Annotated in this window: 23 protein-coding genes; 17 read left to right on the top strand and 6 right to left on the bottom strand. The window is 61.1% G+C overall.

The genetic code is table 11. The annotated features are described in order from the left end of the window. Window positions 1-23: 23 nt before the first annotated feature. The 15 genes from HU718_RS03200 (at window position 24) to HU718_RS03130 (ending at window position 14,709) form a co-directional block, all read left to right on the top strand. Window positions 24-758, top strand: a complete 735-nt coding sequence (locus HU718_RS03200) for a glycosyltransferase family 2 protein (protein WP_186612968.1) — start codon at window positions 24-26, stop codon at window positions 756-758. Continuing rightward, complete coding sequence (locus HU718_RS03195) at window positions 755-1,702, top strand: lysophospholipid acyltransferase family protein (protein ID WP_186612970.1); 948 nt, start codon at window positions 755-757, stop codon at window positions 1,700-1,702. The genes HU718_RS03200 and HU718_RS03195 overlap by 4 nt, the downstream gene beginning before the upstream one ends. Further along, window positions 1,683-3,227 (top strand): HAL/PAL/TAL family ammonia-lyase, encoded by a 1,545-nt coding sequence (locus tag HU718_RS03190; protein ID WP_186612972.1) that lies wholly within the window; start codon window positions 1,683-1,685, stop codon window positions 3,225-3,227. Before HU718_RS03195 ends, HU718_RS03190 begins: the two co-directional genes overlap by 20 nt. Then, window positions 3,220-3,645: an acyl-CoA thioesterase gene (locus HU718_RS03185; protein WP_110719524.1), complete on the top strand. Its 426-nt coding sequence runs from the start codon at window positions 3,220-3,222 to the stop codon at window positions 3,643-3,645. Before HU718_RS03190 ends, HU718_RS03185 begins: the two co-directional genes overlap by 8 nt. After that, window positions 3,642-4,244 carry an outer membrane lipoprotein carrier protein LolA gene (locus HU718_RS03180; RefSeq protein ID WP_150728911.1) on the top strand — a complete coding sequence of 201 codons (603 nt, stop codon included), beginning with the start codon at window positions 3,642-3,644 and terminating at the stop codon, window positions 4,242-4,244. Before HU718_RS03185 ends, HU718_RS03180 begins: the two co-directional genes overlap by 4 nt. Next, window positions 4,228-6,567: an MMPL family transporter gene (locus tag HU718_RS03175; protein WP_186612974.1), complete on the top strand. Its 2,340-nt coding sequence runs from the start codon at window positions 4,228-4,230 to the stop codon at window positions 6,565-6,567. Before HU718_RS03180 ends, HU718_RS03175 begins: the two co-directional genes overlap by 17 nt. Next, complete coding sequence (locus HU718_RS03170; RefSeq protein WP_186612976.1) at window positions 6,564-7,727, top strand: cation:proton antiporter; 1,164 nt, start codon at window positions 6,564-6,566, stop codon at window positions 7,725-7,727. The genes HU718_RS03175 and HU718_RS03170 overlap by 4 nt, the downstream gene beginning before the upstream one ends. Beyond that, window positions 7,714-8,961, top strand: coding sequence for an NAD(P)/FAD-dependent oxidoreductase (locus HU718_RS03165; protein ID WP_186612978.1), 1,248 nt, complete (start codon window positions 7,714-7,716; stop codon window positions 8,959-8,961). Before HU718_RS03170 ends, HU718_RS03165 begins: the two co-directional genes overlap by 14 nt. Continuing rightward, window positions 8,958-9,683, top strand: a complete 726-nt coding sequence (locus HU718_RS03160) for a class I SAM-dependent methyltransferase (RefSeq protein WP_150708720.1) — start codon at window positions 8,958-8,960, stop codon at window positions 9,681-9,683. Before HU718_RS03165 ends, HU718_RS03160 begins: the two co-directional genes overlap by 4 nt. A 140-nt stretch (window positions 9,684-9,823) precedes the next feature. Further along, on the top strand, window positions 9,824-10,279 hold the full coding sequence (locus HU718_RS03155; RefSeq protein ID WP_367617180.1) for a hypothetical protein: 456 nt from the start codon (window positions 9,824-9,826) through the stop codon (window positions 10,277-10,279). Beyond that, window positions 10,276-11,472: a beta-ketoacyl-[acyl-carrier-protein] synthase family protein gene (locus HU718_RS03150; protein ID WP_186612982.1), complete on the top strand. Its 1,197-nt coding sequence runs from the start codon at window positions 10,276-10,278 to the stop codon at window positions 11,470-11,472. The genes HU718_RS03155 and HU718_RS03150 overlap by 4 nt, the downstream gene beginning before the upstream one ends. After that, a complete protein-coding gene (locus HU718_RS03145; protein ID WP_186612983.1) occupies window positions 11,469-11,933 on the top strand; it encodes a hotdog family protein in 465 nt (154 codons plus the stop codon). The genes HU718_RS03150 and HU718_RS03145 overlap by 4 nt, the downstream gene beginning before the upstream one ends. Beyond that, a complete protein-coding gene (locus HU718_RS03140; protein ID WP_150708723.1) occupies window positions 11,926-12,654 on the top strand; it encodes a 3-ketoacyl-ACP reductase FabG2 in 729 nt (242 codons plus the stop codon). The genes HU718_RS03145 and HU718_RS03140 overlap by 8 nt, the downstream gene beginning before the upstream one ends. Continuing rightward, a complete protein-coding gene (locus tag HU718_RS03135; RefSeq protein ID WP_016983866.1) occupies window positions 12,654-13,880 on the top strand; it encodes a beta-ketoacyl-ACP synthase in 1,227 nt (408 codons plus the stop codon). The genes HU718_RS03140 and HU718_RS03135 overlap by 1 nt, the downstream gene beginning before the upstream one ends. Window positions 13,881-13,905: 25 nt before the next feature. Next, entirely contained in the window at window positions 13,906-14,709 is an 804-nt protein-coding gene (locus tag HU718_RS03130; RefSeq protein WP_150708724.1) for a hypothetical protein, read from the top strand. A 57-nt stretch (window positions 14,710-14,766) separates the two neighbouring features. Here HU718_RS03130 and HU718_RS03125 read toward each other — a convergent pair whose 3' ends face one another. Together HU718_RS03125 and HU718_RS03120 are read right to left on the bottom strand one after the other, a co-directional pair. Continuing rightward, window positions 14,767-15,054 carry an addiction module antidote protein gene (locus tag HU718_RS03125; protein WP_038360089.1) on the bottom strand — a complete coding sequence of 96 codons (288 nt, stop codon included), beginning with the start codon at window positions 15,052-15,054 and terminating at the stop codon, window positions 14,767-14,769. Beyond that, window positions 15,051-15,356, bottom strand: coding sequence for a type II toxin-antitoxin system RelE/ParE family toxin (locus HU718_RS03120; RefSeq protein WP_102899512.1), 306 nt, complete (start codon window positions 15,354-15,356; stop codon window positions 15,051-15,053). Before HU718_RS03120 ends, HU718_RS03125 begins: the two co-directional genes overlap by 4 nt. A 116-nt stretch (window positions 15,357-15,472) precedes the next feature. Between HU718_RS03120 and HU718_RS03115 the strand changes: the two genes are divergently transcribed. After that, complete coding sequence (locus HU718_RS03115) at window positions 15,473-15,910, top strand: excinuclease (RefSeq protein WP_186612986.1); 438 nt, start codon at window positions 15,473-15,475, stop codon at window positions 15,908-15,910. 104 nt (window positions 15,911-16,014) lie between these two features. Here the strand turns inward: HU718_RS03115 and HU718_RS03110 are convergent, their stop codons facing one another. Further along, window positions 16,015-16,917: a LysR family transcriptional regulator gene (locus HU718_RS03110; RefSeq protein WP_016983863.1), complete on the bottom strand. Its 903-nt coding sequence runs from the start codon at window positions 16,915-16,917 to the stop codon at window positions 16,015-16,017. A 118-nt stretch (window positions 16,918-17,035) separates the two neighbouring features. Between HU718_RS03110 and HU718_RS03105 the strand changes: the two genes are divergently transcribed. Next, the gene (locus HU718_RS03105; RefSeq protein WP_186612988.1) at window positions 17,036-18,310 is read left to right on the top strand and encodes an MFS transporter; all 1,275 of its coding nucleotides are present in this window, start codon (window positions 17,036-17,038) and stop codon (window positions 18,308-18,310) included. A 192-nt stretch (window positions 18,311-18,502) separates the two neighbouring features. Here the strand turns inward: HU718_RS03105 and hemE are convergent, their stop codons facing one another. From hemE to gltB, 3 genes are all read right to left on the bottom strand, one after another. Next, window positions 18,503-19,570, bottom strand: a complete 1,068-nt coding sequence (hemE, locus tag HU718_RS03100) for a uroporphyrinogen decarboxylase (RefSeq protein WP_016983859.1) — start codon at window positions 19,568-19,570, stop codon at window positions 18,503-18,505. Between the two features lie 252 nt (window positions 19,571-19,822). Continuing rightward, a complete protein-coding gene (locus tag HU718_RS03095; protein WP_039757038.1) occupies window positions 19,823-21,241 on the bottom strand; it encodes an FAD-dependent oxidoreductase in 1,419 nt (472 codons plus the stop codon). Between the two features lie 126 nt (window positions 21,242-21,367). Beyond that, on the bottom strand, window positions 21,368-25,813 hold the full coding sequence (gltB, locus tag HU718_RS03090; protein ID WP_186612990.1) for a glutamate synthase large subunit: 4,446 nt from the start codon (window positions 25,811-25,813) through the stop codon (window positions 21,368-21,370). Window positions 25,814-25,957: the final 144 nt, after the last annotated feature.

The following is a 25,957-nucleotide window of genomic DNA, read 5'->3' as shown; positions in this document are numbered from 1 at the left end:
TCACTCCTACAGGGATCACCGATATGCATAATCCTTGTGCAGTGATCCCGGTTTATAACCACGAAACTGCCATCGGTACTGTGGTCGATGCTCTGCTCGCGCAAAATCTGCCGTGCATTCTGGTGGATGACGCCAGCACCCAGTCCTGCGCCAAGGTGCTCGACGGTTTGGCGGAACGCGACAACGTGTATCTGGTACGCCTCACCGCCAACCAAGGCAAGGGCGGCGCGGTGATGACTGGCCTTCGCGAGGCCGCGCTGCTGGGCTTCACCCATGCATTGCAGGTCGACGCCGACGGCCAGCACGACTTGCAAGACGTCGCCCGTTTCGTCAACGAGTCCCGCGCCCATCCCGAGGCGATGATCTGCGGTTATCCGCTGTTCGACGAGAGCGTGCCGAAAGGCCGTTTGTACGCGCGCTACCTGACCCACGTGATGGTCTGGGTCAACACGCTGTCGCTGCAGATCCGCGATTCGATGTGCGGCTTTCGTGTCTATCCGTTGGCGCCGACGCTGGCAGTGATCGACTCGGCGAAAGTCGGCAAACGCATGGATTTCGACTCGGACATTCTTGTGCGCCTGTCGTGGCGCAATCAGCCGATGCGCTGGCTGCAAACCAGCGTGCACTACCCGCTGGACGGCGTGTCGCACTTTCGTCTGTTCCACGACAACGCACTGATTTCCAGCATGCACACACGGCTGTTTCTTGGCATGTTGCTGCGCTTCCCGCTGATCCTCTGGCGGCGGTGGCGAACATGACCAGCGAGACCGACAAGAAGCACTGGGCTGACCGCGAGGAACGCGGCAGTTTCCTGCTGATGAAATTCACCGCGTTCGCCGCCAAGGTCCTCGGGCGACGCCTGCTCAGCCCGTTGCTGTACGGCATCGTCCTGTACTTTTTCCTGTTCGGCCGCACCGCACGACACAGCGCCTGGCAATACCAGCAACGCCTGGCCGCATGGAGTCAGCGCGACGCGTTGCGCCCGACGCATCGGCGGGTGTTCGGTCAGTTCATGGCCTTCGCCGATTCGATGCTCGACAAGCTTGACGTGTGGAACGGCAAGCTGCGCATCGAGCAGATCGAAATCATTGACCCGGCGCTGCTGCGCAATCAGTTGCGCGGCAGTCGCGGGCAACTGCTGGTTGGTGCGCATCTGGGCAATCTCGAAGTCTGCCGCGCACTGGCGGAGATCGGCGAAAAGGTCACCATGAATGTGCTGGTGCACACCAAGCACGCCGAGCAATTCAATCGCCTGCTCGGTGAAGCCGGAGCGACCAATCTGCGTTTGATTCAGGTCAGCGAACTCGACCCGGTGATCATGCTGCAACTGCACGAACGGCTGGAGCGCGGCGAGTGGCTGGCGATTGCCGGCGATCGCGTGCCGCTGCATGGCGGGCGCAGTGTGACCGTCGATTTCCTCGGCCATCCGGCGCCATTCCCGCAAGGCCCATGGCTGCTCGCCGGTCTGCTCAAATGCCCGGTCAATCTGCTGATGTGCCTCAAGCAGCCGGACGGTCACTATCGTCTGACCCTCGAGCCCTTCGCCGACGCCGTGGTATGGAAGCGCAGTGAGCGCGAGCAGGTCATTCATCAGTGGGCCACCCGCTATGCGCAGCGCCTGAGTCACTATTGCCTCGAAGCGCCGCAACAATGGTTCAACTTTTACCCTTTCTGGAAGACCGATGACGACGCCAACCCATGAGCCGGTAACCTTCGGCGAACGCCCTTTGCGCATCGAAGACGTGCTGGCCCTGGCCAACCGTCAGGCGCCCGTGCAGTTGCAGAGCGACGCCGATTATCGCGAGCGCATCGCCAAGGGCGCGCGGTTCCTCGATTCGCTGCTGGACAAGGAAGGCGTGATCTACGGCGTGACCACCGGTTACGGCGACTCCTGCGTGGTCGCGGTGCCGTTGCATCACGTTGAAGCGTTGCCGCGTCACCTCTATACCTTCCACGGTTGCGGGCTGGGCAAACTGCTTGATGCGCAAGCCACCCGCGCGGTGCTGGCGGCGCGTTTGCAGTCGTTGTGCCATGGCGTTTCCGGTGTGCGCGTAGAGCTTCTCGAACGTCTGCACGCGTTTCTCGAATACGACATCCTGCCGCTGATTCCTGAAGAAGGTTCGGTCGGCGCCAGCGGCGATCTGACGCCGCTGTCCTACGTCGCCGCGACACTCTCCGGCGAGCGCGAAGTGATGTTCCGTGGCGAACGCCGTCAGGCGGCCGACGTGCATCGCGAACTCGGCTGGGCGCCGCTGGTACTGCGCCCGAAAGAAGCGCTGGCGCTGATGAACGGCACCGCAGTGATGACCGGCCTCGCCTGCCTGGCCTTCGCCCGTGCCGACTATCTGCTGCAACTGGCCACGCGCATCACCGCGCTCAATGTGGTCGCACTGCAAGGCAATCCGGAGCACTTCGACGAGCGCCTGTTCGCCGCCAAACCGCATCCTGGGCAAATGCAGGTCGCCGCGTGGCTGCGCAAGGATCTGGCGATCGACGCGCCGACCGCACCGCTGCATCGCCTGCAGGATCGCTATTCGCTGCGCTGCGCACCGCACGTGCTCGGCGTGTTGGCCGACAGCCTGAACTGGCTGCGTTCGTTCATCGAAACCGAGCTGAACAGCGCCAACGACAACCCGATCATCGACGCCGAAGCCGAGCGCGTTTTGCACGGCGGGCACTTCTACGGCGGCCATATCGCGTTCGCCATGGACAGCCTGAAAAACCTCGTGGCCAACGTCGCCGACCTGCTCGATCGTCAACTCGCCTTGCTGGTGGATGAGCGTTACAACCACGGTCTGCCGAGCAATCTCTCCGGCGCGCCGGCGGATAGCGCGATGATCAATCACGGGTTCAAAGCCGTGCAGATCGGCACTAGCGCGTGGACCGCCGAAGCGTTGAAAAACACCATGCCGGCCAGCGTGTTCTCGCGCTCCACCGAGTGCCACAACCAGGACAAAGTCAGCATGGGCACCATTGCCGCCCGTGATGCGATCCGTGTGCTGGAGCTGACCGAACAGGTCGCTGCCGCGACATTGCTCGCCGCCAACCAGGGCGTGTGGCTGCGTGCTCAAGCCGAAGATGCCCGGCCGTTGCCACCGTCGCTGGCAGCGATGCACGCAGAACTGGCCAAAGACTTCCCGCCGGTGATCGAAGACCGCGCCTTGGAAGGCGAATTGCGCCTGTGCCTGCAACGCATCGCCGCGCAACACTGGAGGCTGCATGCGTAGCGCCGGAGTGCTCCACGCCGACACCGAAATCCTTGTGCCGTTTTTTGACGTCGACACCATGCACGTCGTCTGGCACGGCCATTACGTCAAGTATCTGGAAGTGGCGCGTTGCGCGCTGCTGGACAAGATCGGCCACAACTACACGCAGATGCTCGAGTCCGGGTTCGCCTGGCCGATCATCGACCTGCAACTGCGCTACGTGCGTGGCGCGGTGTTCGGTCAGCGCCTGAATGTGCGCGCCAGTCTGGTCGAGTGGGAAAACCGGCTGAAGATCAATTACCTGATCACCGACCTGCAAACCGGCGAGCGCCTGACCCGCGCCAGCTCGGTGCAGGTCGCCGTTGAAGTGAGCAGTCGCGAGATGCAACTGGCTTCGCCAAAGGTCTTCACCGATGCCGTGGAAAGGATGCTGCGATGAACCTGTTATTCAAAAGCCTTGGCGCAGTGGCGCTGCTGGCCGTGTCGTCGCTGGCCAACGCCTTCGACCTGCAACAGCTCAGCGAACAACTGGCGAAACCGGACGTGATCCACGGCCAGTTCATCCAGGAAAAACACCTGCGTGCATTACCGCAGCCACTGATCAGCAAGGGCAGTTTTGTTCTGGCAAAAAACCACGGCCTGCTCTGGCTGCTGAAAACGCCGCTGAAACAGGATTACCGCATCAGCGCCAAAGGCATCGCCCGGCGTGACGGCAATGGCTGGCAATTGCTGCCGAACAAGAGCGCCGGGGCCGAGCAGAACCGCTTGTTCCTCGCCGTACTGCAAGGTGACAGCAGTGGCCTGCAACGGGATTTCGAACTGGCGCTGAGCGGCGATGCACAACAGTGGAAACTGACCCTGACCCCGCGCTCGCTGTTGCTCAAGCAAGTGTTCAACCAGATCAATATCGACGGCGGCGCGCTGGTGCAGACCATCGAATTGCTGGAAACCCAAGGCGACAGCACCGTGCTGCGCATGCAGGACAGCAACGCCAGTCAACCGTTGAGCGACGCGGAGCAACATGACTTTGCCGAGTGAACGCAGGCTGCCCTGGCTGTTTCTGATCCTGCTGCTGGCCGTTGTCGCGCTGGCCGGTTGGCAATGGCGCGACGGTGCGCCGCTATCAGCGAACCTGATGGAGCTGGTGCCCGGCACTCACCCGGATGCCCTTGAACAGCGCGCCGAGCAGCGTATGCAGGAACCGCTCAACCGCGAAATGCTGGTGCTGGTCGGCCACGCCGATCGCCAGCAAGCGGTGGCCATGGCGCAGACTTTGGGCGAGCAATGGCAGGCCAGCGGTCTGTTCGAGAAAGTGCAGTGGAACCTGCAAGCGGATCTCCCCGCCCTGCGCACGCAACTGCTGCAAGGGCGGCTGGCGATGCTTTCGGCGGACGACCGGCAATTGCTGATCGAACACCCCGACGCCTTCATTCAGCAACGCGTACAGGCCCTGTTCGACCCGTTCAGCGGTTTCAGTCTGGTGCCGAGTCAGGACGATTGGCTGGGCCTGACCGGGCGCATCCAGAACAGTCAACCGCAACACGGTTCGGTACAACTGGACATCGGCAGCGGCGCGTTGATTGCCGATGCCGACGGCAAGAGCTGGGTGCTGCTGCGCGCACGCACCACCGGCAATGCCTTCGACATGAACCTGCCACTGCAAGTCGCGGCACTGCTGCAACACAGCCGTGATCAAGCCGCGAAATCCGACGTGCAACTGCTCGCCGCCAGCGGCTTGCTGTATGCGGCCAACGGTCAGCAGCAAGCCACTCGCGAAATGACCTGGGTCGGCGGCGGCGCCACCGTCGGCATTCTATTGCTGCTGTTGCTCGCTTTCCGCCGCTGGCGCGTGTTGCTGGCGTTCGTGCCGGTACTGGTCGGCATGTTGTTTGGCGCGGTGGCCTGTGTGGCGCTGTTCGGCCATATGCATGTGATGACGCTGGTGCTCGGTTCCAGCCTGATCGGCGTGGCCGTGGATTACCCGCTGCACTATTTGTCGAAGAGCTGGAGCCTGAAGCCGTGGCGCAGCTGGCCAGCCTTGCGCCTGACCTTGTCCGGACTGACCCTGAGCCTGATCACCAGCGCCATCGGTTATCTGGCGCTGGCATGGACGCCGTTCCCGGCGCTGACGCAAATAGCAGTGTTCTCTGCCGCAGGATTGCTCGGTGCGTATTTGTCGGCCGTCTGCCTGCTGCCGGCGCTACTGAACAACGTCGAACTGCGGCCCGCACAATGGCCGTTGCATCTGGCCCAGCGCCTGGTCAATCTGCGCGAAAAACTCCTCGAACGGGTACGCACGCCAGTGTTGCTGGCGCTGCTGATCGCCTTCTGCGTGGGCGGCCTGGTGCAGCTGCAAAGCAAGAATGACATCCGCCAATGGGTCGGCGCACCGCAACATCTGACCGACGAAGCGCAGGCCATCGCGCGCATCACCGGCTATCAGCCGACCAGCCAGTTTTTCCTCGTGCGCGCAGACAATCAGCAGCAATTGCTCGAGCGGCAGGCCGCGCTGAGCGAGCGTCTGCAGCAACTGGTCAACCTCGACAAGCTGCAGGGTTATCTGGCCCTCGATCAACTGGTCAGCCCACCGAACCAGCAAGAACAGGTGCGCGAGGCGCTGAACAAACTGCCGCAATACTGGCAGCCACTGCTAGACCTCGGTGTACCGCTCGCCGCCCTGCAAAGCGAACTGCAACAGCTGCAGACCGTGCCCGCTGAAGACATCGACGCGGCATTGGCTGGCCCACTTGGCGAGCCTTATCGCATGCTTTGGCTCGGCCCGAGCGAAAACGGCGTGGCGGCGATGACCAGCCTGCAAGGTTTTAACAACCCGGCGCTGCTACGGGTGCAGGCGCTGGATTTGCCGGGAGTGATGCTGGTCGACCGCCTTGGCGAATTGAATGAAGTGTTTGCCGCGACGCAGATCAGCGCTGCTGAACTGAAACTCGCCTCCTGTGTGTTGATCGTGCTGGTGCTGATGCTGCCCTTTGGTCTCGGCGGCGCGCTGCGCATTGTCGCCCTGCCGTTGCTCGCCGCTTTGTGCAGCCTCGCCAGTCTCGGCTGGCTCGGTCAGCCGCTGACCCTGTTCAGCCTGTTCGGCCTGCTGCTGGTGACGGCGATCAGCGTCGATTACGCGATTCTCATGCGCGAACAAGTGGGTGGTGCGGCGGTGAGCTTGCTGGGTACCTTGCTGGCCGCTGTGACGACATGGTTGTCGTTTGGTTTGCTGGCGGTTTCCAGCACGCCGGCGGTGAGCAATTTCGGTCTGTCGGTGAGCCTCGGTCTGGCCTTCAGCTTCATGCTCGCACCCTGGGCCGGGCGCCACGAACACACCGCGACAGTCGCGGAGCCAGCGGCATGATGGTCGCCGGTTTCTGGCTGCTGGCCCTGGCATTGTTCGCCGTAGCCACTCGTATCGGGCGCCACTTCGGCCTGATCCCGATCGTCAGCCAGTTGCTGCTGGCGAGCTTCGGCTTGCCGCTGCTGATGTACTTCTGGATCGAGCCGGGCTGGCAGCTCAGCGGCGCCGAGCTGATCGCGCCAGACTGGCTGAAAAACCTCTACAGCCTGAGTTTTGCCCTGCTGCTCGGGCATATCCTCAGTGATGTGATCGATCTGAAACTCGATCGTCAGAGCGTGAAAATCGCCGTGCCGAGTTTCCTCGTGCCGTTCGCCTGTGGTCTTGCCGCTGCGTATTGGCTACTGCCGACGCAACCGTGGCTCAACTCGCTAGCCATCGGTCTGGTGTTCGCGATTACCGCGATCCCGGTGCTGTACCTGTATCTGCGCCACATCGATTATCCGCCGGCCGCCACGCGCCGATTGGTGCAGACCGCGATCCTCATTGATCTGACCTGCTGGACATTGTTCGGCCTCGCTCAGGGCAGTCTGCACCTGAGCAGTCTGTTACTGCCGCTGGGCCTCGCGTGCGTGCCGCTGTTGCTGCATCTGTTCGCTGTGCGTCGACCGCTGACTTACAGCCTCGGTTTCTTCGCGCTGCTGGTGATGGCCGAGCATTACAAACTCAACGCGCTGATCTTCGGCATCGGCTATCTGCTGTGCATGGCCGCGCTGAAAGTGCCATTGGTGCTGCCATTGCCGGCGCGCTGGATGAGCCGTTTGCAGACGTGGCTGGCGATTCCGCTGATTCTGACGTTCGGCATCGTGCAGATCGACGTGCACAGCGCCCTCTCCAGCCTTGGTCCGCTGCAATGGGCGGCGCTATTGCTGTTACCGATTGCCAGTAAACTGCTCGGCAACTGGCTAGGCCTCGGCTGGGCCGGCGCCTCGTTCGAAGGCGCCAGCCGCTGGCGCGAAAGTGTGCTGCTGAATATTCGTGGCCTCAGCGAAATCGTCTTTCTCAATCTGCTCTTGCAACAACAGCTGATCACACCGGCGCTGTACTTCGCGCTGATGCTGATGGGCCTGATCGCGACGCTGCTACCGGCCCTGATCGGCCTGCATCGCGCGCCTTTGAATCTGCAACAGCCTCTGTCCCGGAGCTCACGTGCCAATCGTTGAAATGGAATCCCGTCAGGTCGTGATCATCGGCGCTGGCCCGTCCGGCGCTATCGCAGCGGCGTTGCTCAGGCGCAAGGGCCACGATGTGTTGGTGATCGAGCGCCAGCACTTTCCGCGCTTTTCGATCGGCGAAAGCCTGCTCAGCCATTGCCTGGATTTCGTCGAAGAGGCCGGCATGCTCGACGCCGTCAATGCCGCCGGCTTCCAGCGCAAGACCGGCGCCGCATTCGCCTGGGGCGAGCGTTACAGCGCCTTCGATTTCGGTGACACCTTTACCGGCGGCAAACCGACCACGTTCCAGGTGCAACGTGCCGACTTCGACAAACTGCTGGCTGATCAAGCGGCGTTGCAGGGCGCGGAAATCCGCTACGGCGATGCCATCGTCAGCGTCGATTTCGAGCGGACAATACCGTTGCTCGACGTACGCCGCGAGGACGGCAGTGAGTACCGCGTCGAAGCGGATTTCGTCCTCGATGCCAGCGGCTATGGCCGTGTCCTGTCGCGACTGCTGGATCTGGAAGCACCGTCGAATTTTCCGGTGCGCCAAGCGGTGTTCACCCACGTCGAGGATCACATCGACAACCCGGCATTCGACCGCGAAAAAATTCTCGTCACCACCCATCCGGAACACCGCGATATCTGGTTCTGGACGATCCCGTTCAGCAACGGACGCTGCTCGGTGGGTGTGGTCGCCGCGCAAGAGCATTTCAACGGCCGTGACAGCGATCTGGATGCCTGCCTGCGCAGTTTCATCGCCGAAACCCCGAGCCTTGCCGGCGTACTGACCAATGCTGTGTGGGACACCCCGGCGCGCACCCTCGGCGGTTACGCCGCCAATGTGAAAACCCTGCATGGTCCAGGCTTCGCGCTGCTCGGCAACGCGGCGGAATTTCTCGACCCGGTGTTTTCCTCCGGCGTGACCATCGCCATGCGCTCGGCGAGCATGGCGGCAGCGGTTTTGCACCGTCAGTTGCAGGGCGAAACCGTCGACTGGCAAAGCGAATTCGCCGAGCCGCTCAAGCGCGGCGTCGACACCTTTCGCTGCTACGTAGAGGGCTGGTACGCCGGCACCTTTCAGGACGTGATTTTCTATGAAGACAGTCAGGCGGAAATCCGTCGGATGATCTGTTCGATCCTCGCCGGCTACGCCTGGGATGAGCGCAACCCGTTCGTCAGCGAAGCCCGCCGCCGCTTGAAGATGATTTCCGAACTCTGTGCAAAGGACGCCACATGAATTACTTGAGCGACAGCTACGTCGAGGAAACCCGCTTTGGTTTCTGGTTCCTGCGCAGCCACACCTGGCAGCACCATGTGCTGCGCGTGGCGATCAACGATTTGCGCGGGTTGTTCAGTGACGCCCTGCCGGAAAATCCGGTGCTGCTGGATGCCGGTTGCGGTCAGGGCAAGTCGTTCGGTCATCTGCGCCAGACCTTTGCGCCACAGCGTTTGATCGGTGTTGACGCCGATCCGCATAGCCTGGAGTTGAGCGCTGAAGAAGCGACGCGTCTGGGCCTCGATGTAGAGCTGATCGGTAGTGATTGCGCGACGCTCAATGTGGTGGACGCCAGTGTTGATCTGCTGTTCTGTCACCAGACGTTCCACCATCTGGTCGAGCAGGAAAAAGCGCTGGCCGAGTTTTATCGGGTGCTGAAACCGGGTGGCTATCTGCTGTTCGCCGAATCCACAGAGGCTTACATTGATACGTGGGTGATTCGCTGGCTATTCCGCCATCCGATGCATGTGCAGAAGAGTGCGGCGCAGTATCTGCAGATGATTCGTGGGCAGGGGTTTGAGTTTGGCGAATGCAATGTTTCCTACCCGTATCTGTGGTGGAGCCGGTCGAAGGATTTTGGCTTGCTGGAGCGGTTCGGGGTGCGCAAGCCGAAACCGTTTGGTGAGCGTGAAGAGACGTTGGTGAACGTTGTCGCGCGTAAACCGCTTGAAGGTGATCGTTGATGCGACACATAACCTGTGGGAGCGAGCCTGCTCGCGAAAGCGGTGGGTCAGCCAGCCTCTTTGTTGAATGTGCCGGCGTCTTCGCGAGCAGGCTCGCTCCCACAGTGACCGCAGCGCTGCGACTTTTTGTGGTCGGCGTGATGCTTCTGTTGAGTGCCTGCGCCAGCCAGGCGCCGTTGCCTGCGGGCAACCCGACGCTGCCCCTGCCGCTGCAACTGCACATCGAACGCCAGCAAGCCGAACAACGCCAGGACTGGCTGCTGGTGATCCAGCGTGAAGGCCCGGGCATCCGCTGGTCGATGATGGATCCGCTGGGTATTCCCCAGGCACGTCAGCAACTGATCGACGGCCATTGGCAAGCCGATGGTCTGCTGCCACCGAATCCGGAAGCGCGGGAATTGTTCGCCGCGCTGCTGTTCGCCCTGACCCCGTCCGGTGAGCTGCTGCGCAATTACCCCTCCGCGCAACAACAAGGTCAGCAACGCTCGCTGCCTGCGCGCTGGGATATTCACTATTCACAACCGTTGAGCTTTCAATTGAACCTGCCCCAAGGCCCGCACTACCGCGTTTCTCCGTTGGGTGAACCGACACCATGACCGCTTACCTGAATGCCCTCGGCGTGATCTGCGCGCTGGGCCGCGACAAGCAAGCCGTCGCGCGCAACCTGTTCGCCGGCGACTGCTCGGGCATGCGCCGCGAGTCCGGCTGGGTGGCGGAGCGTGAGTTGCCCGTCGCTGCCGTCCAGGGCGAACTGGCGCCGATCCCGGCAGAACTCGCCGATCAGCGCAGCCGCAACAATCAACTGCTGCTGGAAGCGGCGTTGCAGATTCGCGATGACATCGATCAAGCGATCCAGACCTTCGGCCGCGAGCGCATCGGTGTGGTGCTCGGCACCAGCACTTCCGGCATCGACGAGGCCAGCCGTGGTCTGGCGCACTACATTCGCGAGCAGCAGTTCCCGGCGGAATACGACTATCGGCAACAGGAACTCGGCGCCCCGGCCAATTTCCTTGCCGACTGGCTACAACTGAGCGGCCCGGCCTATGTGATTTCCACGGCGTGCACCTCCAGCGCCCGGGCACTGATGAGCGCTCAGCGTTTGCTCGATCTGGGCCTGTGCGACGCGGTGCTGTGCGGCGGCGTCGACAGTTTGTGCAAACTGACCCTCAACGGTTTCTCGTCACTCGAAGCGATATCCGACGAGCGCTGCAATCCGTTCTCGGCCAACCGCAGCGGCATCAACATCGGTGAAGCGGCGGTGCTGTTCGTGATGAGCAAAAAGCAAGGCGAAGGCCCGGCCATTGCCTTGCTTGGCGCTGGCGCCAGTTCCGACGCGCATCACATTTCCGCCCCTGAGCCGACCGGGCGCGGCGCCCTGCAAGCGATGCAGAAAGCCTTGAGCCACGCGCACCTGCAAGCAGCGCAGATCAACTACCTGAACCTGCACGGCACCGCTACCCAACACAACGACGCCATGGAAAGCCTAGCGGTTGCCGCGCTGTTTCCCGAAGGCGTCGCGTGCTCGTCGACCAAACCGATGACCGGCCACACCCTTGGCGCGGCCGGTGCTCTGGAAGCGGCGTTCTGCTGGTTGAGCCTGAGCGCCGACAACCCCGATCACGCCTTGCCGCCGCACGTCTGGGACGCTCAGGCCGATCCCGCGCTGCCACCGCTGAAGTGGGTGACCGCGAGCGAGCGCCTGACGTCCATTGCACCCCGCTACCTGATGAGCAACTCGTTTGCCTTCGGCGGCAACAACGTCAGCCTGATTATCGGAGACGCCCCATGACTGATTGGCCGCTCGCCGAACTGCTGCCCCATGCGGGCGACATGATTCTGATCGACAACATCCTCAGCTTTGACGAGGAGCAGATTTTCACCCGCCTCACGGTCAAGCCCGAAGGCTTGTTCAGCCTGCCCGATGGCAGCCTGCCGGCGTGGGTCGGCGTCGAGCTGATGGCACAGAGCGTCGCCGCATTTGCCGGCTGCCACGCGCGGCAGAAAGGCAACCCGGTGGAGCTGGGTTTTCTGCTCGGCACACGCAAGTTCGAGTGCAACGTCGAAGCCTTTCCCGCCGGTAGCGATCTGACCATCCATGGTCTGCGCTCGCTGGAAGACGACAACGGCATGGGCGTCTTCGAATGCCATATCCACGGCGCCGGCATCCACGCCAGCGCGCGGCTGAACGTGTTCCGCCCGCCCCAGGTTACTCAATATCTGCAACAGACACAGGAGTCGAACGATGACTGAATCCGTACTGGTCACCGGCTCCAGCCGTGGCATCGGCCGCGCCATTGCCTTGCGTCTGGCGCAGGCCGGGCACGATATCGTCCTGCATTGCCGCAGCGGCGTGACTGAGGCGCAAGGCGTTCAGGCGGAAATCGAAGCGCTGGGGCGCAACGCGCGCATTCTGCAATTCGATGTTGCCGATCGCGAAACCTGCAAAACCATTCTGGAAGCCGACGTCGAAAGCCACGGTGCCTATTACGGTGTTGTGTTGAATGCCGGCCTGACCCGCGACGGTGCGTTTCCAGCTCTGAGTGACGACGATTGGGACGTGGTGTTGCGCACCAACCTAGATGGTTTCTACAACGTGCTGCACCCGGTGATGATGCCGATGATCCGCCGCCGCGCCGCTGGTCGCATTGTCTGCATCACCTCGGTGTCAGGACTGATCGGCAACCGTGGCCAGGTCAACTACAGCGCCTCCAAGGCCGGCGTGATCGGCGCGGCGAAGGCATTGGCGATCGAACTGGGCAAGCGCAAAATCACGGTTAACTGCGTCGCGCCGGGCCTGATCGACACGGCGATGCTCGACGAAAACGTGCCGGTGGAAGAACTGATGAAAATGATCCCCGCACAACGCATGGGCACCCCGGAAGAGGTGGCCAGTGCAGTGAATTTCCTGATGTCGGCGGAAGCCTCGTACATCACCCGCCAGGTCCTGGCGGTCAACGGAGGCTTGTGCTGATGAAGCGCGTCGTCGTCACCGGCATGGCCGGCATCACCTCGCTGGGCAGTGACTGGGAGACCATCGCCGGCAATTTCGCGGCCAACCGCAGCGGCATCCGCCGGATGGACGAGTGGGATCGCTTCAGCGAACTCAACACGCGTCTGGCCGGGCCGATCGATGATTTTGCAGTGCCTGCGCACTGGACCCGCAAGCAACTGCGCAGCATGGGCCGGGTATCGCGGCTGGCGGTTCGTGCGGCAGAAAACGCCCTGGCTGACGCCGGTTTGCTCGGTGACGAATCGATCAAGGATGGGCGCATGGGCGTCGCTTGCGGCTCGTCCACCGGCAGCACCGACGAGATCAAAGCGTTCGGCAATATGCTGCTCAACTCGGTCGCCGAAGGCCTCAATGCCAACTCCTACGTGCGAATGATGCCGCACACCACCGCCGCCAACATCAGCATCTTCTTTGGCCTGACCGGGCGGCTGATCCCGACGTCCAGCGCCTGCACCAGCGGCAGTCAGGGCATCGGTTACGCCTACGAAGCAATCAAGTTCGGGCGCCTGCCGCTGATGCTCGCCGGCGGCGCCGAAGAGCTGTGCCCGACCGAAGCCATGGTCTTCGACGCGCTCTACGCCACCAGCCTGAAAAACGATGCGCCACAGACCAGCCCGCGCCCGTACGACAAGGGCCGCGATGGTCTGGTGATCGGTGAAGGCGGCGGCATGCTGGTCCTCGAAGAGCTGGAGCACGCCCTCGCCCGCGGTGCGCACATCCACGCCGAGATCGTCGGCTTCGGCAGCAACGCCGACGGCCAGCACACCACACGCCCGGAACAAGTGACCATGCGTCGTGCAATGGAACTGGCGCTGGAAGACGCCGGCCTGACGCCGGATGCCATCGGTTATGTAAATGGTCACGGCACGGCTACAGAACAGGGCGACATTGCCGAAACACTGGCAACCAGCAGTTTGTTCGGCGAGCGCATGCCGATCAGCTCGCAGAAGAGTTTCCTCGGCCACACCCTCGGCGCCTGCGGCGCGCTGGAGTCGTGGTTCAGCATCGAGATGATGAACCGCGACCTGTACGTGCACACGTTCAACCTCGACGAGGTCGATCCGCACTGCGGCAAACTCGATTACCTGCGCGGCGAATTCCGCCAGATGCATCACGACTACGTGATGAACAACAATTTTGCTTTTGGTGGCGTCAACACCTCGTTGATTTTCCGCCGCTGGCACTGACCGCAACACCTTTGGAGTGAAGGGAATGACTCAGTTTCACCGCATCGCCGCTCTGTTGGCACTGGCTTTTGTGCTCGGCGGTTGCACCAGCAAACCGGTGTACAACGCCAAGGAAGAGTTCTCGCCGAACCTCGGCTTTACCCAGTCACAAATGAGCCGCGCCATCGTCACTGCGCTGAACGATCGCCAGTGGGTCGTGCAATCGGTACGTCCGGGCATGATCAAAGCGGCGATCACCGTGCGCGGTCGTCATCACGCCGAAGTCGACATCCCGTTCACCCCGACCTCGTTCGAAATCGACTACCGCAGCAGCTACGGCCTCGATGCCAAGGACGGCAAGATCCACGGCAACTACAACCGCTGGGTCAACCGCCTGCGCGACAACGTGCTCAAAGAGCTGTCGATCAACCCGGACATCGAGTTCGTCAACGACCTGGGCATCGTCAAACAAGGCGCCGACGAGCCGACCTACCTGAGCTTCCGTGAAGGCGTCAAACGCGCCACCGACGCCGGCCTGCTCGACGGCAGCGTGAAGTTCTACCTGGCCGGCGAAACGCTGCCAAAACAGGTGCGCAAACTCGACACCGTGAGCAGCAGCCGTAAAACCAACGGCTCGAACAAGTCCGACGAAGACGCCTGCTTCTGGGCCCTGCAGTCGGCCTTGGCCACCTTGCAGAATGCCGCGAAGAAAGCCGACGCCAACGCGGTGATCAACATCGCCAGTGTCGACCAGCGCGACCTCTACAAAGACACCGAGAAATTCCAGTGCCGCGCGGGGATGGTGGTGTCGAGCGTGGCGTTGCGCGGGGACTTGGCGCACGTGGATTGATGGGATTGTAGAAACGACAAAGGGCGCCATTCGGCGCCCTTTGTCATTCAGCCCGGATCAAGTACTGGCGTGTAACTTCAACCCTAACGCCTTCACCACTTTCAGGATTGTTCCGAACTCGGGGTTTCCTTCACCTGATAGTGCGCGGTAGAGGCTCTCTCGGGACAACCCTGCGTCACGTGCGACCTGAGTCATGCCTCGCGCTCTCGCTATGGTGCCAAGTGCCTTGGCGATAAAAGCCGGGTCATCTCCAGCCTCCTCCATGCAGGCGTCCAGATAGTTAGCCATGTCCTCTTCTGTCTTGAGGTACTCGGCTGAGTCCCAACGAGTGAATTTTTCGGTCATGGGTTTTGCTCCTGCCAGGACTCCGCGATGAGCCTGGCTTGCTTGATGTCTCGGGGTTGGCTGCTCTTGTCTCCGCCGCAAAGGAGGATGACCACTTGCCGACCTTGTTGCATGAAATAGACTCGATATCCGGGGCCATAGTCAATTCTGACTTCGCTGAGCCCTTCACCGATGGCTTTGACATCGCCAAAATTTCCGTCAGCCATACGATCAATTCGCACCTGAATACGCATCCTGGCGCGACTATCAGCCAACTTTAAAAGCCAGTTGGAAAATGTAGAACTTCGAAGAATCTCAGTCATGGCTGAAGTGTAGCCCTTGAGCTACACATACTCCACACTGTTTTCTCTGTAGCAGATGCACGGTGTCTACACTCTTTGAATCAGCGAATGTTCATCGCTACGTCAAGGAGATGACCATGCAAGTGAAAGCCCTGATCGCCGCTGCGTTTTTCACGCTACTGCCCAGCGCCAGCCACGCCACCAATCTCATGTACATGCCCTTCGAAACCGTGCTGTCGGACGCGATTCGCGCCGGACGGCTGGATGGCAGTGTGAAGTTCTATCTGCTCGGTAATGGGCCGCAGGGGACTCAGCAGTTATTGCGCCGTGGAGTGGTCAGTGATTTGAAGACCAACGGCTTCAACAAGAGTGACCACAACTCCTGCGAGTGGGTGTTGCAGTCGAATCTGATCAAGTTGCAGGCCGATGCCAAGCGGGTCGGGGCGAATGCGGTGGTCAATATCGTCAGCTATTACGACCAGCATGTGCGCAAGGATTTGAATACGTACGAGTGCCGGGCGGGGATTTTTGTCACGCGGGTGGCGTTGAGGGGGGATTTGGTGCGGTTGCCCTGAAATCGGTGATGTTTGGGCCGACGCCTTCGCGAGCAGGCTCGCTCCCACCTTGGAATGCGTTCCCCTGTGGGAGCGAGCCTGCTCGCGATTTGATTGCGCAGCAATCACGCCTTTGAAGGTTCAACCTTGCGCGTGAGCAGGTCGACAAACGCCTTGGCCATCGGCGATTTCTGATCCTTGCGCTGCACCAGCCACACCGCCGACACCGCTTCCGGATCAAGCAACGGCCGGTAGACCACGCCGTCGATGCGCATCCGCTGATAAGACGCCGGCAGCACCGAAACTCCAAGCCCCGCTGCGACCAGACCAATGATGGTCATTGCCTCTCCCGCCTCTTGGGCGAAGTGCGGGCTGAACCCGGCATCGCGCGCCAGACTCAGCAATTGCGCATACAGCCCGCTGCCGTAGCTGCGCGGAAAGAACACAAACGGCTCCAGTGCCAGGGCCGAGAGGAACAGGCCTTCTTCACTGCCCTGCGCCAATGGATGCTTGGAACCGAGCACGGCGACCAGCGGCTCGCGCATCAACTCAACCACACTCAGCGAATCGGGCAAACCCAGCGGGCGCATGATGCCGACCTCGATTGACTCATCCACCAGGCCCTCAGCGACTTGGGTACTGCTCATCTCACGCAAGTTGAGATGCACCGCCGGAAAACGCTGACGAAAGGAAAAGATCGCCTGCGGAATGGTCGAGTTGAACGGCGCCGACGAGGTGAAACCAATCTTCAACTCGCCCAATTCACCGAGCTGCGCACGCCGGGCGACGTCCGCTGCTTTATCAACCTGCGCCAGCACCAAGCGCGCCTCTTCGAGGAACAATCGACCAGCCTCGCTCAACTCGACCCGACGATTGGTCCGTTCGAAGAGCCGCGCGCCGACTTCCTGTTCCAGCGCCTGAATCTGCTGGCTCAGCGGCGGCTGCGAGATACCCAGCACCTGTGCGGCGCGGCCAAAGTGCAGTTCTTCGGCGACGGCGATGAAGTAGCGCAGATGACGCAATTCCATGGAAACCCCATTAGGTCGTTAAAGCTATCAAACAGGTCGAACAATATATTGGATAGAAACATTAGCCAGCTATATGATTTTTTCATTGCCTGCCTGGCCGTGCCCTCCGAGGTCTGAAGTGAAAACTGCTGTCGCACCCCTTGCCCATGAAGTCCCGCCTGCTGCGGCGGACGATGTCGTCGCCGAGCTACAAGAGATCTACATCGAAAAAGGCACGCCGATGTTCATGCGCACGGTGCTGGCGCTGTTTAGCGGCGGCTTCGCGACGTTTGCCCTGCTGTATTGCGTGCAGCCGATGATGCCGCTGCTGTCCCACGAGTACGGAATCAACGCGGCGCAAAGCAGCCTGATCCTCTCGGTGGCCACCGGCATGCTCGCCATCGGCCTGCTGATCACCGGGCCGATTTCCGATCGGGTCGGGCGCAAACCGGTGATGGTGACTGCGCTGTTCGCAGCGGCGCTGTGCACCATGGCCAGTGCAATGATGCCGAGTTGGGAAGGCGTGCTGATCATGCGTGCGCTGATCGGGCTGTCGCTGAGCGGTCTGGCAGCGGTGGCGATGACCTATCTGAGTGAAGAAATTCACCCGCAACACATTGGCCTGGCGATGGGTTTGTACATCGGCGGCAACGCGATTGGCGGGATGAGCGGGCGCTTGATCACCGGCGTGTTGATCGACTTCGTCAGCTGGCACACGGCGATGCTGGTGATCGGTGGTCTGGCGATGATTGCCGCAGCGGTGTTCTGGAAGATCCTCCCCGAGTCGCGCAACTTCCGCTCACGCTCGCTGCACCCGCGCAGTTTGCTCGACGGCTTTACCATGCACTTTCGCGATGCCGGTCTGCCGTTGCTGTTTCTGGAGGCATTCGTGCTGATGGGTGCATTCGTCACCCTGTTCAACTACATCGGTTATCGCTTACTGGCGGCGCCGTACAACCTTGATCAGGTATTCGTGGGTCTGCTGTCGGTGGTGTATCTGTCGGGGATCTACAGCTCGGCGAAGATCGGTTCGCTGGCGGACAAACTGGGGCGACGCAAAGTGTTGTGGGCGACCATTGCGCTGATGTTTGCCGGCCTTGCGTTGACGATGTTTACGCCGCTGCTACTGGTGATCGTCGGCATGCTGATTTTCACCTTTGGTTTCTTTGGCGCGCATTCGGTGGCGAGTAGCTGGATCGGCCGCCGCGCGATCAAGGCCAAGGGGCAAGCGTCGTCGTTGTATCTGTTCAGCTATTACGCCGGGTCGAGCATTGCCGGCACGGCAGGCGGGGTGTTCTGGCACTTGGGCGGATGGAACGGGATTGGCTTGTTCATCGGCGCGCTGTTGCTGGTGGCGCTGTTGGTGGCGTTGAAGCTGGCGAAATTACCGCCGCTGCAGGGTGTCAAAGCCTGAGACAAAACCCATGTGGGAGCGAGCCTGCTCGCGAAGACGTTTTGTCAGTTGATGCAAAGTTTGCTGATCCACCGCTTTCGCGAGCAGGCTCGCTCCCACAGTTGATCTGTGTCCGACATTGAATCGTGGAAACAAAAACGCCCGGCATAAGCCGGGCGTTTTTGTTTTGCAGAATTTAGAGCTGGGCGTCGGTCACTCGTGATACTGCGCCGACAACTCATGCACCGCGCGCAGGAATGCACCGGCGTGCTCCGGATCAACCTCGGGCGTGATGCCATGGCCAAGGTTGAATACGTGACCGCTGCCTTTGCCGTAGCTGGCCAGAATGCGCCCGACTTCAGTGCGGATCGCTTCCGGTTTGGCGTAGAGCACGGTCGGGTCCATGTTGCCTTGCAGCGCCACTTTATCGCCAACACGGGCGCGGGCGTTGCCGATGTCGCAGGTCCAGTCCAGGCCCAGTGCATCCGCGCCAGCGTCGGCGATGCTTTCCAGCCACAGGCCGCCGTTTTTGGTGAAGAGGATCACCGGTACTTTGCGCCCGTCGTGTTCGCGGATCAGGCCGCTGACGATTTTCTTCATGTAAGCCAGCGAGAACTCCTGATACGCCGCCGCCGACAGGTTGCCGCCCCAGGTGTCGAAAATCTGCACCGCTTGCGCGCCAGCCATGATCTGGCCGTTGAGGTACGAGGTCACCGACTGCGCCAGTTTATCCAGCAGCAGGTGCATGGCTTGCGGGTTGTCGTAGAGCATCGCTTTGGTCTTGCGGAAGTCTTTCGACGAACCGCCTTCAACCATGTAGGTCGCCAGGGTCCAAGGGCTGCCGGAGAAACCGATCAGCGGCACGCGACCGTTCAGTTCGCGACGGATGGTGCTGACTGCGTCCATCACGTAGCCGAGGTCTTTGTGCGGATCCGGGATCGGCAGGGCTTCGATGTCGGCGAGGGTGCTGACGACTTTCTTGAAGCGCGGACCTTCACCGGTCTCGAAGTACAGGCCCTGGCCCATGGCATCGGGGATGGTGAGGATGTCGGAAAACAGGATCGCCGCGTCCAGTTGTGGATAGCGGTCGAGCGGTTGCATGGTGACTTCGCAGGCGAATTCCGGATTCATGCACAGGCTCATGAAATCACCGGCCTGGGCGCGGCTGGCGCGGTATTCCGGCAGGTAGCGGCCGGCCTGGCGCATCATCCACACCGGGGTGACGTCAACGGGTTGCTTGAGCAGGGCGCGGAGGAAACGGTCGTTCTTCAGGGCAGTCATGTCGGCATCCGGAAAAAAAGTGCGGGCATTTTCTCAGAGCGCGACGCAAAAGGCACGGATGCAGGTCAGCCTTTTGTCTATCGGGTCAATTTATTGCGCTGGAATGCAGAATTTGCAGCCCCCAAAAACAACTGTGGGAGCGAGCCTGCTCGCGAAGAGGCCGGCACATCCAACATTTAAGTTGGCTGACAGACCGCTTTCGCGAGCAGGCTCGCTCCCACATTTTTGATCGCACTTCAGCTTGAAATGTAATCAGACGCCCAGGTAATCGAGGATCCCTTCGGCGGCATTGCGGCCTTCGAAGATCGCCGTCACCACCAGGTCGGAACCGCGCACCATGTCGCCACCGGCAAAGATTTTCGGGTTGCTGGTCTGGTGCTTGTACTGACCTTGCTCAGGCGCAACGACGCGGCCCTGGCTGTCGGTCTGGATCTCGAACTGTTCGAACCACGGCGCCGGGCTCGGGCGGAAACCGAAAGCGATAACCACGGCGTCGGCCGGGATGATCTCTTCGGAACCCGGGATCGGCTCAGGGCTGCGACGGCCACGGGCGTCCGGTTCGCCGAGACGGGTCTCGACCACTTTCACGCCTTCGACCTTGTCTTCACCGACGATAGCGATCGGCTGGCGGTTGTAGAGGAATTTCACGCCTTCTTCCTTGGCGTTCTTCACCTCTTTGCGCGAGCCGGGCATGTTCGCTTCGTCACGACGATAAGCGCAGGTCACCGATTTGGCGCCCTGACGGATCGACGTGCGGTTGCAGTCCATCGCCGTGTCGCCGCCGCCGAGTACCACAACCTTCTTGCCTTTCATGTCGACGAAATCTTCCGGCGACTTTTCAAAGCCCAGGTTGCGATTGACGTTGGCAATCAGGAAGTCCAGTGCGTCATAAACGCCCGGCAGATCTTCACCGGCAAAACCGCCCTTCATGTAGGTGTAAGTGCCCATGCCCATGAACACCGCATCGTACTCGGCGAGCAGTTGTTCCATGGTCACGTCTTTGCCGACTTCGGTGTTCAGACGGAACTCGATGCCCATGCCGGTGAAGACTTCGCGACGATTGCTCAGCACGGTCTTCTCAAGCTTGAACTCGGGGATACCGAAGGTCAGCAGACCGCCGATTTCCGGGTTCTTGTCGAACACCACCGGAGTTACGCCGCCACGCACCAGCACGTCGGCACAACCGAGACCCGCCGGGCCTGCACCGATGATCGCGACACGTTTGCCGGTCGGCTTGACCTTGGACATGTCCGGGCGCCAGCCCATGGCGAACGCGGTGTCGGTGATGTACTTCTCGACCGAACCGATGGTCACCGCGCCGAAGCCGTCGTTAAGGGTGCAGGCACCCTCGCACAGACGATCTTGCGGGCACACGCGGCCGCAGACTTCCGGCAAGGTGTTGGTCTGGTGCGACAGCTCGGCGGCCTGAAGGATGTTGCCCTCGGCCACCAGCTTCAGCCAGTTGGGAATGAAGTTGTGCACCGGGCACTTCCATTCGCAATACGGGTTGCCGCAACCCAGGCAGCGGTGGGCCTGATCGGCCGACTGCTGGGGTTTGAACGGTTCGTAGATCTCGACGAACTCTTTCTTGCGTTGACGCAACAGTTTCTTCTTCGGATCTTTGCGCCCGACATCGATGAATTGAAAGTCGTTACTGAGACGTTCGGCCATCTTCAAAACCTCTTACACGACAGCTCCAAGCTACAAGCTTCAAGCTGCAAGAAAATCACATTAGTCCGTTACAGCGCGCACTGGCTCCAGCTTGCCGCTTGAAGCCAGTGGCTTGCAGCTGCGCCGTTATTGCGGACTCGCACGAGTACTGGAGAGCAGAGATTTCAAACTCGCCGCCTTCGGTTTGACCAGCCAGAAACGGCGCAGGTAGTCATCGAGGTTTTCGGCGAGTTCACGACCCCACTCGCTGTCGGTTTCCGCGACGTACTCGTTCAGCACGTTTTGCAGGTGGCTGCGATAGGCTTCCATCGCCTCGCCGCTGATCCGCTGGATTTCCACCAGTTCGTGGTTGACCCGGTCAACGAAGGTGTTGTCCTGGTCGAGCACGTAGGCGAAACCACCGGTCATGCCAGAGCCGAAGTTGTAACCGGTCTTGCCCAGAACGCAGACGAAACCACCGGTCATGTACTCACAGCAGTGATCGCCAGTGCCTTCCACAACCGTGTGGGCACCGGAGTTGCGCACGGCGAAACGCTCGCCTGCGGTGCCGGCGGCGAACAACTTGCCGCCCGTGGCGCCGTACAGGCAGGTGTTGCCGATGATGGCGCTGTCCTGAGTTTTGTAAACGCTGCCCTTCGGCGGCACGATGGTCAGCTTGCCACCGGTCATGCCTTTGCCGACGTAGTCGTTGGCGTCGCCTTCGAGGTACATGTTCAGACCGCCAGCGTTCCACACGCCGAAGCTCTGACCGGCAGTGCCTTTGAAGCGGAAGGTGATTGGCGCTTTCGCCATGCCCTGGTTGCCGTGCTTGCGGGCGATTTCGCCGGAGATCCGCGCGCCGATCGAACGATCGCAGTTGCAGATGTCCAGATCGAACTCAGCGCCGCTCATGTCGTTGATCGCCGACGAGGCCATCTCGACCATCTTCTCGGCCAGCAGGCCTTGGTCGAACGGCGGGTTGCGCTCAACGCCGCAGAACTGTGGCTTGTCCGCCGGGATGTGATCGCTGCCCAACAGCGGCGTCAGGTCCAGGTGGTTTTGCTTGGCGGTCTGGCCTTCGAGGATTTCCAGCAGATCGGTGCGACCGATCAGCTCTTCGAGGGAGCGCACGCCGAGCTTGGCCAGCCACTCACGGGTTTCTTCGGCGACGTAGGTGAAGAAATTCACCACCATGTCGACGGTACCGATGTAGTGATCCTTGCGCAGTTTCTCGTTCTGCGTCGCAACGCCGGTGGCGCAGTTGTTCAAGTGGCAGATACGCAGGTATTTGCAGCCCAGCGCGATCATTGGCGCGGTACCGAAGCCGAAGCTTTCGGCGCCGAGAATCGCTGCCTTGATCACGTCGAGGCCGGTTTTCAGGCCGCCGTCGGTCTGCACCCGGACTTTGCCGCGCAGGTCGTTGCCGCGCAGGGTCTGGTGGGTTTCGGCGAGGCCGAGTTCCCACGGTGCGCCAGCGTATTTGATCGAAGTCAGCGGCGAAGCACCGGTGCCACCGTCGTAGCCGGAGATGGTGATCAAGTCCGCATAGGCCTTGGCCACACCAGCGGCGATGGTGCCGACGCCCGCTTCAGCCACCAGTTTCACCGAAACCAGTGCTTTCGGGTTGACTTGTTTCAGGTCGAAAATCAGCTGCGACAAGTCTTCGATCGAATAGATGTCGTGGTGCGGCGGCGGCGAAATCAGGGTTACGCCCGGCACTGCGTAACGCAGCTTGGCGATCAGCCCGTTGACCTTGCCGCCCGGCAGTTGCCCGCCCTCGCCCGGTTTGGCGCCTTGCGCGACCTTGATCTGCAGCACTTCGGCATTGACCAGGTATTCCGGGGTTACCCCGAAACGGCCAGTGGCAACCTGCTTGATTTTCGAACTCTTGATGGTGCCGTAACGCGCCGGGTCTTCACCACCTTCGCCGGAGTTGGAACGCGCACCGAGGCGGTTCATGGCTTCGGCCAGGGCTTCGTGAGCTTCCGGCGACAGTGCGCCCAGCGAGATACCGGCGGAGTCGAAGCGTTTGAGCACCGATTCCAGCGGCTCGATTTCACTGATGTCCAGCGGCGTGTCGAGGGTCTTGACCTTGAACAGGTCGCGGATCATCGACACCGGACGGTTGTCCACCAGCGAGGTGTATTCCTTGAACTTGGCGTAGTCGCCCTGCTGCACAGCGGCTTGCAAAGTGTTGACCACGTCCGGGTTGTACGCGTGATATTCGCCACCGTGAACGAACTTCAGCAGACCGCCCTGCTGGATCGGCTTGCGCGGACTCCAGGCTTCGGTAGCCAGTGCTTTCTGCTCGGCTTCGATGTCGACGAAACGCGCACCCTTGATGCGGCTCGGCACGCCACGGAAGCTCAGGTCGCAGACTTCTTCGGACAGGCCGATGGCTTCGAACAACTGAGCGCCACGGTACGAAGCGATGGTCGAGATGCCCATCTTCGAGAGGATCTTCAGCAGACCTTTGGTGATGCCTTTGCGGTAGTTCTTGAACACCTCATAGAGGTCGCCCAGCACTTCACCGGTACGGATCAGGTCGCCCAGCACTTCGTAGGCCAGGAACGGATACACCGCCGAGGCGCCGAAACCGATCAGCACCGCAAAGTGATGCGGGTCACGGGCGGTCGCGGTTTCAACGAGGATGTTGGAATCGCAACGCAGACCTTTTTCGGTCAGGCGGTGGTGCACGGCACCGGTCGCCAGCGAGGCGTGGATCGGCAGCTTGCCCGGGGCGATATGACGGTCGCTCAGAACGATTTGGGTGCGACCGGCGCGCACGGCCTCTTCAGCCTGATCGGCAACATTGCGGATCGCCGCTTCGAGGCCGACGCTTTCGTCGTAGTTGAGATCGATGATCTGCCGCTCGAAACCCGGGCGGTCGAGGTTCATCAGCGAGCGCCACTTGGCCGGAGAAATGACCGGCGAGCTGAGGATCACGCGCGAAGCGTGTTCCGGCGACTCCTGGAAAATGTTGCGCTCGGCACCGAGGCAGATTTCCAGCGACATCACGATCGCTTCACGCAGCGGGTCGATCGGCGGGTTGGTAACCTGCGCGAACTGCTGGCGGAAATAGTCGTACGGCGTGCGCACGCGCTGCGACAGCACGGCCATCGGCGTGTCGTCGCCCATCGAGCCCACGGCTTCGTAGCCTTGTTCGCCGAGCGGACGCAGCACCTGATCACGCTCTTCGAACGTGACCTGATACATCTTCATGTATTGCTTGAGCTGATCGACGTCGTAAAACGCCGAACCGTGGTCGTTGTCTTCCATGGTCGCCTGAATGCGCAGGGCATTCTTGCGCAGCCATTGCTTGTACGGATGACGGGATTTCAGACGGTTGTCGATCGCATCGGTGTCGAGGATCTGCCCGGTTTCGGTGTCCACCGCGAAGATCTGGCCCGGGCCGACACGGCCTTTGGCAATCACGTCTTCTGGCTTGTAGTCCCACACGCCGATTTCCGAGGCGAGGGTAATGAAACCGTTGGTGGTGGTGACCCAGCGCGCCGGACGCAGACCGTTACGGTCGAGCAGGCACACCGCGTAACGACCGTCGGTCATTACTACGCCAGCCGGGCCGTCCCACGGCTCCATGTGCATCGAGTTGTACTCGTAGAACGCACGCAGATCCGGGTCCATGGTTTCGACGTTCTGCCACGCCGGCGGAATGATCATCCGCACGCCACGGAACAGGTCGATGCCACCGGTGACCATCAGTTCGAGCATGTTGTCCATGCTCGAGGAGTCGGAACCGACACGGTTGACCAGCGGGCCGAGCTCTTCCAGATCCATCAGATCGTTGGTGAACTTGGTCCGACGGGCCTGCGCCCAGTTACGGTTACCGGTGATGGTGTTGATCTCGCCGTTGTGGGCGAGGAAGCGGAATGGCTGCGCCAGCGGCCATTTCGGCAGGGTGTTGGTGGAGAAGCGCTGGTGGAACACGCAGATCGCGGTTTGCAGGCGCTCGTCGCTCAGGTCTGGATAAAACGCGGCCAGGTCGGCCGGCATCATCAGGCCTTTATAGATGATGGTTTTGTGCGAAAAGCTGCAGATGTAGTGGTCGGAGTCGACGGCATTGGCCACCGACGAACGACGACGTGCGCTGAACAGCTTCACGGCCATGTCCTGATCGCTCAGGCCTTCACCGCCGATGTACACCTGCTCGATCTGCGGCAGGCGCTCAAGGGCCAGGCGGCCGAGGACGCTGGTGTCGATCGGCACTTTGCGCCAGCCGATCAGTTGCAGACCTTCAGCGAGGATCTCGCGGTTCATGTTCTCGCGAGCGGCTTCGGCCTTGACCGGATCCTGGTTGAAGAAAACCATGCCCACTGCATATTGCTTGGGCAGTTCGACGCTGAAGGTTTCCTGGGCAATGGCTCGCAGGAACGCGTCAGGCTTCTGAATCAGCAGACCGCAACCGTCACCGGTCTTGCCGTCGGCATTAATCCCACCGCGGTGGGTCATGCAGGTCAGGGCCTCGATGGCCGTTTGCAAAAGGGTATGACTGGGCTCGCCCTGCATATGGGCTATCAGGCCGAAACCGCAGTTATCCTTGAATTCATCTGGTTGGTACAGACCTGCTTTCATAGACACTTTCTCACCAGGCTGCCTCTTTTCGAGGCAAATTTCTTTTCAATTCAACCACTTGCATCCCGCGCCGAACGTACGCCGGCTTAGCAGGGGCAAAAGGGTGGTCATTGTACACAGCGACACAGAGGCTCACAAATTTGA

It is taken from the genome of Pseudomonas tensinigenes (assembly GCF_014268445.2).
Lineage (GTDB): Bacteria > Pseudomonadota > Gammaproteobacteria > Pseudomonadales > Pseudomonadaceae > Aquipseudomonas > Aquipseudomonas tensinigenes.
This window is presented reverse-complemented; position numbering and strand designations above follow the sequence as displayed.